The organism is Paraglaciecola sp. IT1134 (assembly GCF_058068185.1).
In genome coordinates this window covers 1,042,297-1,057,974 of sequence record NZ_CM176486.1, presented here as the reverse complement: position 1 = coordinate 1,057,974, position 15,678 = coordinate 1,042,297, and the positions used below count along the sequence as shown (strand labels likewise).

The 15,678-nt window shown below is 45.7% G+C and carries 12 protein-coding genes; 7 read left to right on the top strand and 5 right to left on the bottom strand.

Features of this window, described 5'->3' with window-relative positions; genetic code table 11:
- Positions 1-2 precede the first annotated feature (2 nt).
- Positions 3-506 carry a nuclear transport factor 2 family protein gene (locus tag AC3RV5_RS04545; RefSeq protein WP_489730782.1) on the top strand — a complete coding sequence of 168 codons (504 nt, stop codon included), beginning with the start codon at positions 3-5 and terminating at the stop codon, positions 504-506.
- A gap of 307 nt (positions 507-813) precedes the next feature.
- Here AC3RV5_RS04545 and AC3RV5_RS04540 read toward each other — a convergent pair whose 3' ends face one another.
- Positions 814-1,320, bottom strand: a complete 507-nt coding sequence (locus AC3RV5_RS04540) for a DUF3087 domain-containing protein (RefSeq protein WP_489730781.1) — start codon at positions 1,318-1,320, stop codon at positions 814-816.
- Positions 1,321-1,819: 499 nt separating this feature from the next.
- Between AC3RV5_RS04540 and AC3RV5_RS04535 the strand changes: the two genes are divergently transcribed.
- The gene (locus AC3RV5_RS04535; RefSeq protein WP_489730780.1) at positions 1,820-4,120 is read left to right on the top strand and encodes a nitric-oxide reductase large subunit; all 2,301 of its coding nucleotides are present in this window, start codon (positions 1,820-1,822) and stop codon (positions 4,118-4,120) included.
- Positions 4,121-4,325: 205 nt separating this feature from the next.
- Here AC3RV5_RS04535 and AC3RV5_RS04530 read toward each other — a convergent pair whose 3' ends face one another.
- Both AC3RV5_RS04530 and AC3RV5_RS04525 read right to left on the bottom strand, forming a co-directional pair.
- Positions 4,326-4,871: a GNAT family N-acetyltransferase gene (locus AC3RV5_RS04530; protein ID WP_489730779.1), complete on the bottom strand. Its 546-nt coding sequence runs from the start codon at positions 4,869-4,871 to the stop codon at positions 4,326-4,328.
- 238 nt (positions 4,872-5,109) lie between these two features.
- Positions 5,110-5,595 carry a phosphoribosyltransferase gene (locus tag AC3RV5_RS04525; protein ID WP_489730778.1) on the bottom strand — a complete coding sequence of 162 codons (486 nt, stop codon included), beginning with the start codon at positions 5,593-5,595 and terminating at the stop codon, positions 5,110-5,112.
- Positions 5,596-5,997: 402 nt separating this feature from the next.
- Here AC3RV5_RS04525 and acuR point away from each other — a divergent pair, with 402 nt between their 5' ends.
- From acuR to AC3RV5_RS04500, 5 genes are all read left to right on the top strand, one after another.
- The gene (gene acuR, locus AC3RV5_RS04520) at positions 5,998-6,630 is read left to right on the top strand and encodes an acrylate utilization transcriptional regulator AcuR (RefSeq protein ID WP_489730777.1); all 633 of its coding nucleotides are present in this window, start codon (positions 5,998-6,000) and stop codon (positions 6,628-6,630) included.
- Between the two features lie 46 nt (positions 6,631-6,676).
- Positions 6,677-7,663 (top strand): acrylyl-CoA reductase (NADPH), encoded by a 987-nt coding sequence (gene acuI, locus AC3RV5_RS04515; protein ID WP_489730776.1) that lies wholly within the window; start codon positions 6,677-6,679, stop codon positions 7,661-7,663.
- Positions 7,664-7,847: 184 nt separating this feature from the next.
- Entirely contained in the window at positions 7,848-9,029 is a 1,182-nt protein-coding gene (locus AC3RV5_RS04510; RefSeq protein ID WP_489730775.1) for a J domain-containing protein, read from the top strand.
- Between the two features lie 221 nt (positions 9,030-9,250).
- On the top strand, positions 9,251-10,105 hold the full coding sequence (locus AC3RV5_RS04505; protein ID WP_489730774.1) for a M90 family metallopeptidase: 855 nt from the start codon (positions 9,251-9,253) through the stop codon (positions 10,103-10,105).
- A 1,408-nt stretch (positions 10,106-11,513) separates the two neighbouring features.
- Positions 11,514-12,476 carry an ice-binding family protein gene (locus tag AC3RV5_RS04500; RefSeq protein WP_489730773.1) on the top strand — a complete coding sequence of 321 codons (963 nt, stop codon included), beginning with the start codon at positions 11,514-11,516 and terminating at the stop codon, positions 12,474-12,476.
- Between the two features lie 47 nt (positions 12,477-12,523).
- Here the strand turns inward: AC3RV5_RS04500 and AC3RV5_RS04495 are convergent, their stop codons facing one another.
- Positions 12,524-13,030: a hypothetical protein gene (locus tag AC3RV5_RS04495; RefSeq protein ID WP_489730772.1), complete on the bottom strand. Its 507-nt coding sequence runs from the start codon at positions 13,028-13,030 to the stop codon at positions 12,524-12,526.
- A gap of 143 nt (positions 13,031-13,173) precedes the next feature.
- On the bottom strand, positions 13,174-15,480 hold the full coding sequence (locus AC3RV5_RS04490) for a multiheme c-type cytochrome (RefSeq protein ID WP_489732095.1): 2,307 nt from the start codon (positions 15,478-15,480) through the stop codon (positions 13,174-13,176).
- Positions 15,481-15,678 lie beyond the last annotated feature (198 nt).

Below are 15,678 nucleotides of genomic sequence, written 5' to 3'. Positions count from 1 at the left end.
TAATGCAGAAAATTTCACTCGTAGTCATCGCTATTGGGCTACTTTGCTCGTTGAGCCTGTTTGCTCAAACCAAGACACAGGCCACAATAGAAGTAAATCAGCTGTTGGATGGGTTGCATGAGGCAGCTAACCAAGCAGACTTAGATAAATACCTTAACTCGTTTACTAACACTGGCGTATTTATGGGGACCGACGACTGGGAGCGCTGGTCGCGGCCCACATCCTTAGATAAGTACGTAGCAGAGCGATTTGCAGGTGGTACAGGATGGACCTACCGATCCGTCGAGCGAAACGTTAATTTCTCAGAGGAGCAAAACTTAGCCTGGTTCGACGAGATAACCGTGTCAAAAAAACGGGGCCGTTTTCGCGGAACTGGCGTGCTGATAAACGACAACGGCAGCTGGAAAATCGCCCACTACGCCATGTCAGTCTTGGTGCCTAATGAAGCCTGGGAGAAAGTAGCGGAGATCAATATTAAGGCCTTCGCTGAGCGCGCAAAGAAATAACCCAGAGTATTTTTTAACCCAGCCCAGTTTTTTAACTGGGCTTCTTTGGATGCGTTTTAGGCCTGACAATGACATATTTACTTGCGATTTATTGGCGCCAAAGGCTAAGCGTACCCCCCCTATTTTAGGCAATAGTTACAGATATAAATTCTTTAAGCCGTACTCAATATTTGTTTGGGTGGTACAACACCGATCGCCATATTAGGCATTCATTGTTGTAACGCACTAACCAGTGAGTGAGTAGCTAACTTTTGAGCTTGTTCTTATCCAATTAATTACCGCAGTTTTCTAGCATTTTTTAGAGGCCTTAAAATTGCTTTAAGATACGCTCGTCGTAATCATCTGGATTTAGGGTTAAATTATACTGTGCGGCCAGGCTATTAAGCTCTGCTTGATCAATAGCTAACTCATCCATAAGGATAGTGTTATCGTCTAGTTGCCATAATAGGCGTGAACCTGCATAACTGTACTGGATAGCTAATAAAGCATTAGCATTACCTTCACGCCCGGCGGCTTTAAGTTTAAGCATTCTGCGGTTTATTTTATTAAGCGTTTGTTTGAGCTCCCAAACGTAAACCACTTCGGTCATAAAATCGTGAGTACGGTATTGATTAAGTAACCAACCGATCGTCAAACTTGCAATAACAACCCCCAGCAAGTTCCAGTGGAAATGGCTGCCACTTTCATCAGGAAATAAAGCAATAAGCGTTTGTGAAATAGCTAAACTAGCCATTGCCAAACCTCCGGCACACGCAGCTATTACAATATTTAAGTGTTTTCGGTAACGCACTTTATTAATTTCAATGAGTTGCATAATAGCCTAAAGGTAAAATGACAAATAAATAAGAGCGATCATAATAACTAAACTAAGCATTTATCTAAAAGATATTTACCAGATTTAAAATGTAAGTGCGTACTTTTTTGATTTAGGTTTGGCTTTGACATTTTAATATTTCCGGTAACCTAGGGCCGATATTCGTTCACCGAATTATCGTCTTCCAAGATAAAAGTTAGCCAGGAATTACGATGGGGGTGGTTAATTTTTTGCCTATATCAGGAATGGTCTTTATAATTGCCTGTGTGAAGGGCTTTTTGATGGGCCGCTTGTAGCCTGGGCGATATTAGCGTTGATGCTTTTTTTATCGAGCCGCCTCACTTACATCGCCCTAGGGTACAGCCCTCCAATTCAAGCACAAGTCTTCTGCAAGATAGTGTGGATACCCCAGATTTTGCTGGCATTTAAGCATTGCAATAATTTTCGGTTTCTTTGGTGGACGCCTACGAACTATTTTGACGCACAGGAAGACGATGTCATGCAAACCTATCAACAGACTTTTAGCATAAAACGCTTATGGATAATACTGATCACAGGAATGGTTGTGATGTTCGGTATTTTGCTGTTCCTCGGAGCAGAAATTTACCAGCAGGCACCGCCTATACCACAAGCCGTTAAATCGTCTTCCGGCGAGTTGCTTTACACCCGTGACGACATCGAAACAGGCCAAAATGTCTGGCAATCCATTGGTGGCATGGAACAAGGCTCTATCTGGGGCCATGGCAGCTATCTCGCCCCCGACTGGAGTGCGGACTGGCTCCACCGGGAAGCCGAAACCCTGCTTGCTCTCCTAACGCAAACGCCCATTACGGGCCTATCACAGGCGCAGGATTTGGCTTTGCAAAAAGCTGCACTGCAAAATGAGATGCGCACCAATACCTATGATCCTGCAACGGGCACGATAACCGTTAGCGACTTGCGCGCTGAGGCCATAGCGCGAGTCCAAAAACATTATGTCAGCCTGTACGAAGGCAGCGACGATGAGTCACTGGAACTGCGTCGCGATTATGCGTTCCCCCTTCACGGTCTGCTCAGTAATTCGGAAGCAAAACAGCTCTCTGCCTTTTATTTTTGGACCGCGTGGGGCGCGACCACCAATCGCCCTGGCATGGACATTACCTACACCAGCAACTGGCCCCATGAACCGCTGGTGGGTAATAAGCCGACCACTGAAATTCTAATGTGGAGTATTGCGTCCGTTATCCTGCTGCTTGCTGCAGCGGGTGCGCTTATCGCTTATTACGCAAAACAATTTGATGTCTGGCGGCAGCAAATAATGCCCGAAGAGGGCATAGCCAAAGCCGACATATTAGATAGTGCGGTTATTACTCCGTCGATGCGGGCAACTGCAAAATATTTCTGGATCGTCTGCGCCATGTTTCTGAGCCAGGTATTGCTCGGTATCGTCACCGCACATTATGCGGTCGAAGGCCAGGGTCTTTATGGCCTGCCATTTGCGGAATATCTGCCTTATGCGGTTACGCGCACATGGCACACGCAGCTCGCGGTGCTTTGGATCGCAACCGCTTGGCTTGCCGCAGGTCTATATGTCGCGCCCATGTTGGGTGGCCGAGACCCCAAATTTCAGCGCTTTGGTGTAAATTTCCTGTTTTTCAGCCTGCTGATCATAGTCGTGGGTTCGTTTGCGGGACAATGGGCTGCGGTGCACCGTTTCTTTAGCGATCTGACGATGAACTTCTGGTTTGGGCATCAAGGTTATGAATTTGTCGACCTTGGCCGGTTCTGGCAGATTTACCTAACTATCGGACTATTTCTCTGGGTTGGGCTGGTCGTTCGAGGATTATGGCCGGTCTTGCAGCAAAAAGGCGGAAAGTCACTGATCTACCTCGTGCTTGTATCGGCCATTGCAATTGGTTTGCTTTACGCCGCTGGCCTGATGTGGGGACAGCACACCCATATTTCGATTATGGAATATTGGCGTTGGTGGGTTGTTCACCTTTGGGTTGAAGGCATTTTCGAGGTGTTTGCCACTGCCATTATCTCTTTGTTATTTGTACGCATGGGCATATTGCGCACATCAACGGCGACGGTGATGGTGCTATTCGCTACCATAATCTTCCTGTTCGGTGGAGTACTCGGCACGTTCCATCACCTGTATTTCAGCGGAACGCCAACCTCGGTTATTGCTGTTGGTGCGATGATATCGGCGCTTGAAGTGGTTCCCTTACTTGTCGTCGGCTTTGAGGCCTATACACGATACAAGGTCGAACATGAGGTACAATGGGAGCGTAACTACCACTGGCCCTTCATGTTCTTTGCCGCCGTGTTGTTTTGGAACCTGATTGGCGCGGGACTGTTTGGCTTTATGATCAATCCGCCGATTGCGCTGTATTATATGCAAGGCCTGAACACTACAGCAAATCATGGTCATGCCGCCTTGTTTGGTGTTTACGGGATGCTCGGATTGGGTTTGACGCTATACTGCATGCGCGGCCTTACCAATACAGGATTGTGGAATCAAAAGCTGCTTAAAATTTCATTTTGGTCGCTCAACATCGGTCTTGCCATGATGACATTTCTGTCGTTGTTACCTCAAGGCGTACTCCAGACCTACATGAGCATCGAATACGGGTATTCCTTCGCTCGCTCGGCTGAGTTTATTCAAAGTCCGACCATGCAGGCTTTGGTTTGGGCGCGGGTGCCGGGTGATATCGTGTTCAGTGTCGGTGTATTTGCCTTCGTATGGTTTGTATTCCGGGCGTTTGCGCCCAGAAAAAACATCAAAAGCAGTGCCACGCTTGAAGCCAGAAAGGCGTAGATATTAAATATTGGTGGTGCACCTCCTTACCAATAAACGCGTAAAGGGGGTGCAGTTGTATCTTGTGCCTCTTGTATCTACAGTCAGTATTTTATGTTCAGCGCTATGGCTTAGCAAGTTTACTCTGGCCCCGATTATTTATATCAGGTTAGTTTTTTGCTGGCCTAAACAATAATATAAAGACATGTATAGTTGACGCCTTTTATCACAGCTTCTTTTCCATCTTGATCACAATACTTTTGGAACCGTTGGTAGTGATATGCGTATCTCGATCGACTTCTTTGTACCCTCGAGCAAGATAAAGAGGTTCTCCCGGTATTGTGGCGCCAAGTTCAATTGTTTTAAATCCGGCCCCCCTGGCAGCCATTTCGCTAATATCAAGCAAAAGTGTTCCGATCCCGCAGCGAACCCATGACGGGTGGGTATACATGGCTCGAACGCGGGCGGCATCAACCGTAGGATCGCTGTAAGAATCGTCTCGTCCAGAGGTGTGGTCACCGCCATAAAGGGTTCTTCGTTTTCCCCAGCCTCCGCAACCCACTATAATTTTTTGATTATGTTGCATCGTTTCAATAATGAAATAGGTCTGGTCTTCAATCAAGGTCAAGTCAATGCCCATGGTGTCCTTCGCTGCTTCAATCTCCGCTCGCGAAAGAAATGACTTCATGTTCTCCTGGATTGAGATTCGCATCAGTGCGGTTATCTCGGCAATATCAGCTACTGTTGCTATTCGATGCGTAAAATCAACCAATCTGGAACCTCTTTCACTGAAATTAGGTAACTACTATTTGTTACGTGCCCGTTGATGCTCTGATTTACGATAATATTGCTGCAACATATTGCCTCCGAAATGTCCTGAACGACTACGTCACACGGTGTGAATATGATTGTTCGTCAGCACACTTTCATTTTACACATCTGCGTTCATATTCGGCGCAGTGGCAATAACCCAAACTTACTTGAGCAACTTGGAAACGTAAGAAATATTTCTAATATTTATCTTGCCAAGGAAGACCATATCCCACTAATAAATCATCATTAAGCATTTCGTATGCATAATATTGAGAGAATGGAATATCAACGCGACTAGGCTTAACAAACAACGTTGCGATTGATAACGACTTAACCTCATAGTGACTAGATATGTACTCTACAAGACGTTTCATTGTGCCGCCTGACTCGATAGCATCATCAATCATGATGACATTCTTCCCCTTTAACTTAGTGTTCTCGTGGAACACAATGTCGGATTGATTAACGCTATCACCAGGTGTATGGGGGCACGAAATGTAGTCCATGCAAATATCAAACGTGAGTTTGCGTACTAAATCCGCCGTGAAAATAATACCACCGGGTACAACCGTGATAATAACTGCATTTTGGAAATCGCAGTTGAGTTTTTGAGCGACACTTAATACACCATCTTGGATCTGTTGCTCGCTCAGTATCAACTCGCCAATGTGTTGATTTACCATTGCTGCGCCTAGTCTTTATTTGCTGAATTATATATAACTGTACAGGCAGCCAAAGTAATCAGCTACTCAAGTAAATTCATCGAAACAACCAGCTTAAAAATTTAAGACTCAAAAGAACACAACTTTATTACCGCACGGATTTTACAACAGGGTTCGAGCATAAATCACGGCTCAACTGGGTCTGTGAAACAGTAAAAGCAAGTCAACCCAAATCTTTAGCGGTTTTAGTGCTGCGACATTCAATGACGCACACCCCAGCATCAAGAGCGGTAAAACGGTGATCACATTTAGTTAGTTTAATATAGCGTTTATCGCGCCGCATAAGGTGGGATTTTTGCAATTTATCAGGTGCATAAAAAATAACCATTGCAATTTGCTAGACGACCGGTCTAATATAATCACATGACGACCTTAGCGACAAAACCAAGACGTGGACGCCCGCCCAAAGTGGCTCGCGAAAACTACGATACCAAAGCTGAGCTTATCCGCAGCGGCTTAGAGCACCTGACGGAGTTCGGTTTTGCTTCATCGGGGATCGAGCCAATTTTAAAAAAAGTCGGTGTGCCTAAAGGCTCCTTTTATCATTACTTTGCCAGTAAAGAAGCTTTCGGCGAAACCGTTATTGCTCATTACGATGCGTATTTTTCTGCCAAATTAGATATGCATCTTTTAAATACTGACTACTCCCCTCTTCAGCGACTCCAGCACTTTGTAGATGACGCCGGACAGGGCATGACACGACATGATTTTAAGCGTGGCTGTTTAGTGGGTAATTTAGGCCAGGAAGTCGATGCGCTGCCATCAGGTTTTCGTGGTCAGTTAACGGCAATATTTGTAGGCTGGCAACAACGAGTCGAAAGCTGCTTAATCGAGGCACAAGAATGCGCTGAGGTGGCACGCAGTGCAGATTGCAGACAATTAGCCGAGTTATTCTGGATCAGTTGGGAAGGCGCAGTCAGCCGCGCCAAGCTAGTTCAAAACGCCCAGCCATTGCGGCTTTTTATTCAATATTTTTTACAAACGTTACCTAAGTAAAAATTTTTTAACTAATAATAGACGACCGGTCTAAATTGGAGAGGATATGTTCAAAGGCATTTTAATTAATAAAGACGAGCAAGGGTATCACGCTGCGCTGCAAGACATTAACGATAACATTCTGCCTGAGGGCGATGTCACCGTAAACGTCTTATACAGTACGCTGAATTACAAAGATGGCCTTGCCATAACCGGTACAGCCCCAGTTGTTCGCGCGTTTCCTATGATCCCAGGGATCGATTTAGTAGGCATAGTCGAGCAAAGCCAGAGCAGTCAGTTCCACATTGGCGATGTGGTGATCCAAAATGGATTTGGCGTAGGTGAAACCCACTGCGGCGGATTAGCCCAAAAAGCACGCTTAAAAAGTGATTGGCTCATCCCTTTGCCCACGGCGTTCACGCCAAAACAATCTATGATCATCGGTACCGCTGGTTATACGGCTATGTTATGCGTGATCGCACTTGAGAAAAACGGCGTCACGCCTGACAAAGGCGAAATTCTGGTTACGGGCGCCAATGGCGGTGTTGGCAGTTTTGCGATTTCGATACTCGCTAAACTGGGTTACACCGTGGTTGCCTCAACCGGACGAATAGAAGAAGCCAGCTACTTGCAATCACTCGGTGCCAGTGAAGTCATTCACCGGGATACGTTATCAAAGCCCGGCAAACCATTAGCCAAAGAGCGCTGGGCTGGGGCAATCGATTCTGTTGGTAGCCACACCTTGGTCAATGTGTGTGCCAGCACAAAATATGGCGGTACAGTAGCCACCTGCGGTTTAGCCCAGGGTATGGATTTCCCTGCAACGGTTGCGCCCTTTATTTTACGCGGTGTGACCCTAGCGGGCATCGACAGTGTTATGCGGCCCATTGCCGACAGAAAAGAAGCATGGCAACGCTTGGGCGAGATCATTGAGCCAAGTGTGTTTGACAACATCGCCAAGGAAATCAAACTAGACACAGTAGTAGCAACCGCAAGCCAGCTATTAGCAGGTAAAGTGCGCGGCCGCATCGTGGTTGATGTGCAGGCGGACTAGCCTAAGAATCTTTGGGGGGCAGAATCTGCGGGGGCAATTGGCTTCCAAGCAGAAGGTTCAGATGGTAAAATCACTATATCAAAACACTTGGCAATATCATCTTGAAGAGGCAGCTAAGCTGCCATTGCCACCTTTTATTCGCACTATTATCACTTCTATTTACTCTTAAAAAGGTGGGAGCATTTTGGCTATACATTTAGTAACAACCAAACAAACAGACAACCCTGGCGACTCAACACTTGTTACTTCAATCAAAAAACTTTGGCTAAAAATTGAAAAGAGCCATAAAAAGAACAACACCAAGAAGAACAAATTAACGCAGCTATATCAAGAGTTTCAGTCGCAGGTACTGCCCTACGAGCAAGAGATGTGTACTCAGGTACAAGCCTTAATCACCACTTTGCTACCTTTTGTATCACGTAAATCTTTGAGTGAAATGCACCGCGAGGAGCTATTGGATTGGATCAATCAAGAACTGAATTTTATTGAATCCAATCCCTTTGCCAAAAATATTGATATAGAAAACTTGCGAGACACGTTGCAACAACAATTATTAATATTAACTGACAGAAATCCCTTTGAAGAAAATGCAGAAAACCTGCAACAGCTAGCGCTGATGTTAGAAGATTTGTTTGGTGGCGATCTGAAACTTACCGACGAGGAACTCAGCAAAGTTGCCAAAGATCCCGGTGAGTTGCAACAATACGTCGACCGCATGCATCAACAGTTGGAAGATGAAGAGTTGATGTTTGTTGACCAAGACAGTGAGGGCTATGATGGGCAGGATGAGCCCTTTGCTCACGCCGACCCGACTGGCCATAGCAAACGTGAACAGCTAGCACTGGATAAGCTGTTTAAACGCAGCGAACTGAACAAAATTTATAAACGTTTAGCCGCCAAGTTCCATCCTGATAAAGAAATCGATAATGAGAAAAAAGCCGAAAAACATGAACTGATGCAACAACTATCAGCAGCACGCAAAGCCAACGATGCCTTTGCCTTATTATTAATGTATCAACAACATTGCGACGACACCGACTTCAGTTTTGATGATTCTACGCTGCGAGCCATAGAAAAGTTACTGCACCAACGTGCAAAGTTATTGGAACGTGAACACTATCAAATGTCATCACCGATCACACCAGAAGGCATGGTGTGGCAACAATTATCGGGGCGTAGTAAAAAAGCCACCGCACAAAATATTAAGTCTATGATTACTGAACGGCAAGAAATTTCAGAAGACTGCCTGGCAATGGTTAATGACATCACTAACCTAAAAATACTCAAAGAATATTTGAACGAGCGACTAGATAGAGCCGTACCCTTTAGCTCCGACCTCGATCTTTTCAGAAAATTATTTACCTGATGATACCCCCGCAATACCAAGTCAAAGACAGCCGCGTTAAGAACGGTGCCCCTACAAAGCACGTCGTGTAATCATCCAGCCAAAATAATCGTAGATTTAACTTCTGTAACTCAAGCACGCTGCGTAACGCGAACATTCGTATATAAAATTAACTTCTTCAAGCCCCCAATATCATAACTTGATAAGCTAGTGCCTGACCTTAAATTACCGCCAGAACCTCTATGCGCCAAAGCCTGATATATTTTTTACTGAGTTTACCCATTTTGGTCTGGGTGACTTGGTTTTACCTGGATAAACGCAAGGCAAAACAGCGTGAATTAAAACGCTGTCAATTAAGGGCGCAGCCATTAGCGCCCGAGTACTTGGGTATATTGCAAACTGAATTTCCGTTGTATTTGCGTTTACCCAATGAGTTACAACTTAAGTTAGCTGGCCATATTCAGGTATTTTTAAATGAAAAGGACATCATTGGTCGAAATGGCCTCGAAATAACCGACACAATCAGAATATTAATTGCCGCTCAGGCTTGTTTGTTGATCCTTAACCGCCCTGGCAATTATTATCCTGGTTTTCGCAGCATATTGGTATATCCCGATACCTATGTGGCCAGCAGTACTCGAATGGAAGGCATGTTACAAATTACCGGTACCACTGCCAGGGCGGGAGAGTCCTGGCAACGAGGTCCAATAGTACTGGCTTGGGATCACGTACTCCAAGGGGCAAGAGACAGTCGTGATGGTCACAATGTGGTGATGCATGAATTTGCCCATAAATTAGATGAAGAAAATGCGGCAATGGATGGTCTGCCCTTATTACCTACTGCAGAGCAATATAAACAGTGGTCAGAGGTATTAGGTGCCGAGTTTAGCGTGCAACAACAGAAGCTGGCGGATGGCGTTGACGATGTAGTTGACAGCTATGGCGCGACCTCCCCTGCCGAATTTTTTGCCGTAGTGTCTGAAACATTTTTTGAGAAACCACATCAGCTGGAGCGCCAACATCCTCAACTATACGAACAATTTAAACAGTGTTATTTGTTAGACCCCAAACAGTGGTGTGATACCAAGAGTCAGTGATTAACAGGACGATACAGAGAAATAAAAAAGCCCCGCTGATTTGGTGCACTAATTGGACACAGCTGATTGCCATGCCCCGAGAGAGATTCACTCAAGCGCATACATGTGCATGCCCCTGCGGGCGCCTTCGGCGGTGCTAAATGTTCCAGACATTTAGTACTTGGGCTATCCATGCCCTCGCCTATTTCGTAAGCCATGCTACGCATGTTCAAAAGTTTTCCCGAAACTTTTGTCGAACTACAGAGTTCAAATCAAGTTCTCCCGTCTCGGGAAATATCGAGTAGAGTGAGGCGTTACTGCCTCATCCCTCTCACAGAGCCGTACGTTCGGATCTCGTATACGGCTCATCTGCCAATTCACACCAATCTATATCTTAAATCACTTCTTGAATATAGAATTCCAGTCGCACTGGAAACAATACCAGGCTTCCCCAGTTACTGTTGTGGTAACCTTGTAATGACTCCCTGTTGGCCATCCCACCCTCAAACACAATGTTGGTCTGATTGGGTATCGGGTATCGCGCTGTTTTGCACGCTAACCCACCGACACTGTCGCAACAGGTTCGCTTTCGCTGTGTATTGCCAACTTCCTATGGCATACAACACCCCACCGTTAATCAGTGGCGCCCTTGCCACCCTTTCCCTTAGTCAGGGTGGCTCCACTATTTTTCAAGTGGACGGGTTTGCCAGCTTCGCAGGGCAAACAAAAAAGCCTCATGCAGGTGGCTCAGTTTAACATTGCCTTAACGGGAGTGGGCCCTCCATATATGTATTATAAATTCGCTCCAAGGTGGGCAACTGAGCTGAATATAGCAAAGTTGGTTTGGCCAGCACTATTGTGGATCCCGATAAGCTGTTAATCAATTGTGCCCGGTATTGGGCTGCCATATTGGCCAGTTCGTATTTAGTTAGATGCTGCACTTTACTGTCTTCGTTTTGTTTAGCCTAAGCATAATTATCAGTACGGAAACGGCGGCGTTTGCGATCAAGTCAACGCTTAATTGCAATATCAGTAAGCAATATCTAACTTGGAACCCAGGTTATGCTTGAAATATTGGTTTTATCCTATAATGAATCTGGTAACCGACTCATGAACATTGAAATGTCAGTTTTTTTTACACCACCGCTTTCTACTCCCATTAAAATTTAGATTAAATTAAATATTTTTCAACATAAACAGTTAGTTATATTTTATGGCTTAAATTATGCATTGAGCGAGATAGTAGAAAGCTTTACAGCTGGTCATAAAAAATGCAATTAGGTTAGTCATATACTTACGTTAAACCTTAATGCCTTTGTCTCCGCCACCGTGCTCAGCATCGTCCGTTAAGTCCGCATAAGAGAGCCTAATCTTTCGGCAAAAGAATGTCTTTTGTTGCCAACCAATCACAGCACAATATTTTTGTGCAGTGATAATTAGTGGAATAAAAATGAAAAAAATTAACGAATATTGCAGTCAAACCATAGAGTTAACAGCACACCTTCTTACTACTATGCTGACAAGAAGTAATGACAGCGGGCGGATAAAGTCGTCGGCGGCGGCATTGGCGGTAATGGGTATGTTTTGCGTCGCCTCTCCGGTAATGGCAGCGCCCATTCTGGGTTCGGCAGAGAACTTTGCCGTTTTAGGTGACTCGACGGTAACCAATACCGGTTCGACCACCCTCTGGGGTGATCTGGGTCTTTACCCGGGCACTTCCTACACCGGCGGAGAGAGCGTCACACTAACTGGAGCAGAGCACCTAACGGACGGCGCCGCCCAGCAGGCTAAGATTGACGCCCTCAAAGCATATAATGCGCTTTCAGGTCTGTCTGCCACCAGCGACTTGAGTGGCATTGATCTGGGCGATTACGACAGTTCAAATGCGCTGACCCCAGGGGTCTATTCATTTTCCTCAATGGCACAATTGACCGGAGAGCTCTTTCTAGATGCCCAAAATAAGGCCGACGCACTCTGGGTGTTTCAGATCGGTAGCACACTCACAACAGCAAGTGCTTCCAGTGTCAATCTGATAAATGGAGCGGGTAACTCAGATTACGGCGTGTATTGGCAGGTAGGTAGTTCCGCTACGCTAGGCAGCAGCACTGTGTTTGCAGGAAACATTATCGCGGATTTGAGTGTTACCCTGAACACATCTGCATCGATCCTGTGCGGCAGGGCCATCGCGCTGAATGCTGCGGTGACTATGGATACCAACACCATCTCCAATGATTGCTCTGCCTTTGACAACAACACCGGCCGCAACGACTTTGGCAGCAAAGGCTTCAGCGGTAGTGGCGGTGATGCGGTGACTGTTTCCGAACCGACTACGTTGGTACTATTAGGGCTTGGACTCATGGGGTTAGGATTTAGCCGTCGTCGCCAGGTCTGATAACAAGCCTCACCACGACAGACCCCGCTCCAGCGAGGTCTGTCAGTCTATTGACTTGAAATTACAAAGACAATTATAAAGACAGCCAACATAACAACAATGCCTCCACAGAGCACGTAATATAAGCATCTGTGGAAAATAACTAGGAATATAAAGTCGGCTAGATGAAATTTTTTGCGGAGTGTATCTCTGGCATTTTTTTGAAACAGCGCAGCCGTGGTTTTGCTTTCCCTCGACTCATTGCTCCCATCGCACCGCAGATTAAAACAGAATGACTCGGTTCCGCGTGATTCAGGGATGAAAATCAAGGCTTCTTTCAGTCTGTTGGGTTTGCCAGCTTCGCTGAGCAAATAAAAAAAGCCCCGCTGAAAAACAGCGGGGCTTTTTTTATTTGGCGGAGAGAGAATCCCCTCCACACCGCTACAGCCCACAGAACCCATACTGTTGAGTTCGTATAATACAAATGTGACAGACTTTTGTGACAGAGTAAAGTTGATAATCTTACGGTGCGCTTTCTTAGTGTTAATGAGAAGAACACGAATTTGTTTTAGCATCAGATTGACTAATATTTTTTAGTACTATGACCACTTCGTTATTTTAGGGGGTGATTTGCCATTGTCCTCGCAAAGCGAAAAGAGGTCAAAAGCATCGCTAAAAGACAATAAATCAATCCCTTCGTCTCTGCTCAACTTTGACCCTATTGTTGCAACGCTTGCAGCTTAGATTGGTATTGCTGCGCTTTTTCCGTTTGGCCCGTTTTGTTTAAATAGCTGATGAGTGCACTTAGCACATCCGCATCATCTGGCCAGCGCTGATGTGCCTTTTCCAATTCACTGATGGCCACATTGGTGTGGCTTTGATGATCAAGGGCAACCGCATAAATATAAGCAAAAGACGGCAATGCTTCATCGCTGTGTGCCGATATTTTTAAGTTCGCCAAGGCTTGCCCGTACTGTTTCTGGCGAATTTTAAATAAGCCTAGTGCATGGTTGGCTTGGGCATTGTTAGGCTCAACGTTTAGTGCCTTCGTTAAATACCCCGCGCCTTTTTCATCTTGACCTTGCTGGCGGTAAAACTCAGAAATCTGAATTAACACCGGTATATAACTGGGTTCGATTTTGTAAGCGGTTTGGTAAGCCTGCTCCGCCGAAGCCATATCACCAAGGTTGGTATGCAAGTGACCGATGGCCAGTTGAGTGATAGGGGAATCAGCGTTCAGCTCAAGCATGTCACGATATTCATTTAGAAGTGGCATCAGTTTAGCTTTATCAGCGCGTGACAACTGCCCCACGCTATCCACTAATAACCTGGCCATTTCGAAACGTACCGACTTGCTGGGCTCATTCAGTTTTGCACTCAACACCTGCCAACGTGCTTGTGGGCTGAGGATTTCAAGAGACTCAACGGCTGCTCGGCGCAATAAGGTGTTTTCACTTTCAAGTCTCTCAAGAGCAATATCTACCCCTTGCTGGGAGCGATATTGACTCAAGTCAGCCAATAAAGACGCTTGGCGTAAGCGGCTGTTATCCGGGTTTTGAATAAACGCTATGGCTTCATCCAACCCCTGGGGTGCAACATTTTGCACATGTTGACGAGCAGTTTGCCATGCGTTGTGCTTGCTATTACTGCCCCATACTTTTTGACTGGCTTCTCGCCAATGCTTGTCGTCTTTGTCATGGCAGGCCAAACAGGTTTGCGGCTCACTTGCTGCGTTGTTAAAGCTCAGATCAGGAATTAAAAAACTATGATCCCGTCTGTCATCTACGCCCATATAGGTTTTTTCAGGCATGTGACAGTTCACGCACATCGCTCCGTCTGTTTGCGGGGTATGGTGATGATGCTTTGGGCTGTTAAAGGTTTCAGCCTGATGGCATTGCAAGCACAGGCCGTTGCCCTGTATTTTCACTTTCCCTGTGTGAGCGTTATGGCAATTTGAGCACGTTACGCCGGCATGTTGCATCTTGCTTTGCATAAACGAGCCTGCCACAAACACCTCTTCATTGATGCTGCCGTTGGCATGATAAAACGGGCCGCGGATCCACTCGAGTCGGTTGTCATCCACAAAGCTTTGCTGAGGCGGCTTGGCGTTTTGAGCCAAAGCGCTCGGATGATCAGCGTTTTTATCATGGCTGTCTTGATAATTCTGGTTGTGGGAAGCGCGCTTGGCGTCTGCATCAGAAAATGGATGACTCAGCGGTGTGCGTAAGGAGTGACAGCGAGCACAGACGTTAATTTCACTGTTATTCGGTTTGCCATCGGCATGGGCGATAGGATTGCCCACACTAAAGGCAAAATTTTTGACTGCTGGCAGTACCTGAGTAAACCCCGATCGCTCTGGCGTTAAGGTATCGCTTTTTGCCAGCTCAATATGCTGCCCTGCGGGGCCGTGGCAACTCTCGCAGGCCACATTCACTTCACTAAATTGGGTGTTGAATACATTGGTTTTCGGTTCAAAATTACGTTTTAAATCTGTGGTATGGCAATCGGCACAACGGCTATTCCAGTTTTGAAAATGACGCTGCCAAAAAAATGGGTGCTCTGGGGTGATTTTTTCAATCGGTTGTAAATGAAACCAGCGCTGACCGCCCTCTTCTTCGCTACGACTGTCCCAGGCAATATTAAACGCTTGCAGTTTTCCCTCACCGACATCGACTAAGTATTGCTGCAAAGGATAAAAACCAAACGTGTAAGGCACATCAAAGCTTTCAACTTTGTTTTGTTTGTTGGTGGTGGTGATTTTGTAATGACCATTTTCGACAAAAAAGCGCGTTTTTATATTGTGAAACTCAACGTCAGTATCTTTGAAGTCGCCTAAAACACTGTCTTTGGTCGCCTCTTGCATGGCTTTGAAATGATCGGACTGTTGCCACTGCTCATATTCACTTTCATGGCAACTTTGGCAGGCTTGAGCGCCAACGTAATGTGGCGCTTCAATTTTCGAAGCAACAGAGCCAATACGTGTATCCGCCGCAGCGCTGTAGCCGCTGAAAAGTGCAGCCCACATAAAAGAAAACAATAAAGCGTAAAATTTTACCTTTTTTGTACGTACTGCATGCCACGTCGTCACGTTCAACTGCTTATATCCTTGTCAAAATTATTCGTCTTGTTTAGCTAGAACCTAAACGCTCTCTAACGCATTATTGCAAATAGCTTTACACCTATCCGCTTTACTGTCAGGGAAATTAAAGAGCCGATACTACAG

What these genes read in the sequence shown, in the direction of transcription:
- AC3RV5_RS04545 (WP_489730782.1), top strand. Translation starts at nt 3, where the DNA reads ATGCAGAAAATTTCACTCGTAGTCATCGCTATTGGGCTACTTTGCTCG.
- AC3RV5_RS04540 (WP_489730781.1), bottom strand. Translation starts at nt 1,320, where the DNA reads ATGCAACTCATTGAAATTAATAAAGTGCGTTACCGAAAACACTTAAAT.
- AC3RV5_RS04535 (WP_489730780.1), top strand. Translation starts at nt 1,820, where the DNA reads ATGCAAACCTATCAACAGACTTTTAGCATAAAACGCTTATGGATAATA.
- AC3RV5_RS04525 (WP_489730778.1), bottom strand. Translation starts at nt 5,595, where the DNA reads ATGGTAAATCAACACATTGGCGAGTTGATACTGAGCGAGCAACAGATC.
- acuR (WP_489730777.1), top strand. Translation starts at nt 5,998, where the DNA reads ATGACGACCTTAGCGACAAAACCAAGACGTGGACGCCCGCCCAAAGTG.
- acuI (WP_489730776.1), top strand. Translation starts at nt 6,677, where the DNA reads ATGTTCAAAGGCATTTTAATTAATAAAGACGAGCAAGGGTATCACGCT.
- AC3RV5_RS04505 (WP_489730774.1), top strand. Translation starts at nt 9,251, where the DNA reads ATGCGCCAAAGCCTGATATATTTTTTACTGAGTTTACCCATTTTGGTC.
- AC3RV5_RS04495 (WP_489730772.1), bottom strand. Translation starts at nt 13,030, where the DNA reads ATGCTAAAACAAATTCGTGTTCTTCTCATTAACACTAAGAAAGCGCAC.
- AC3RV5_RS04490 (WP_489732095.1), bottom strand. Translation starts at nt 15,480, where the DNA reads ATGTGGGCTGCACTTTTCAGCGGCTACAGCGCTGCGGCGGATACACGT.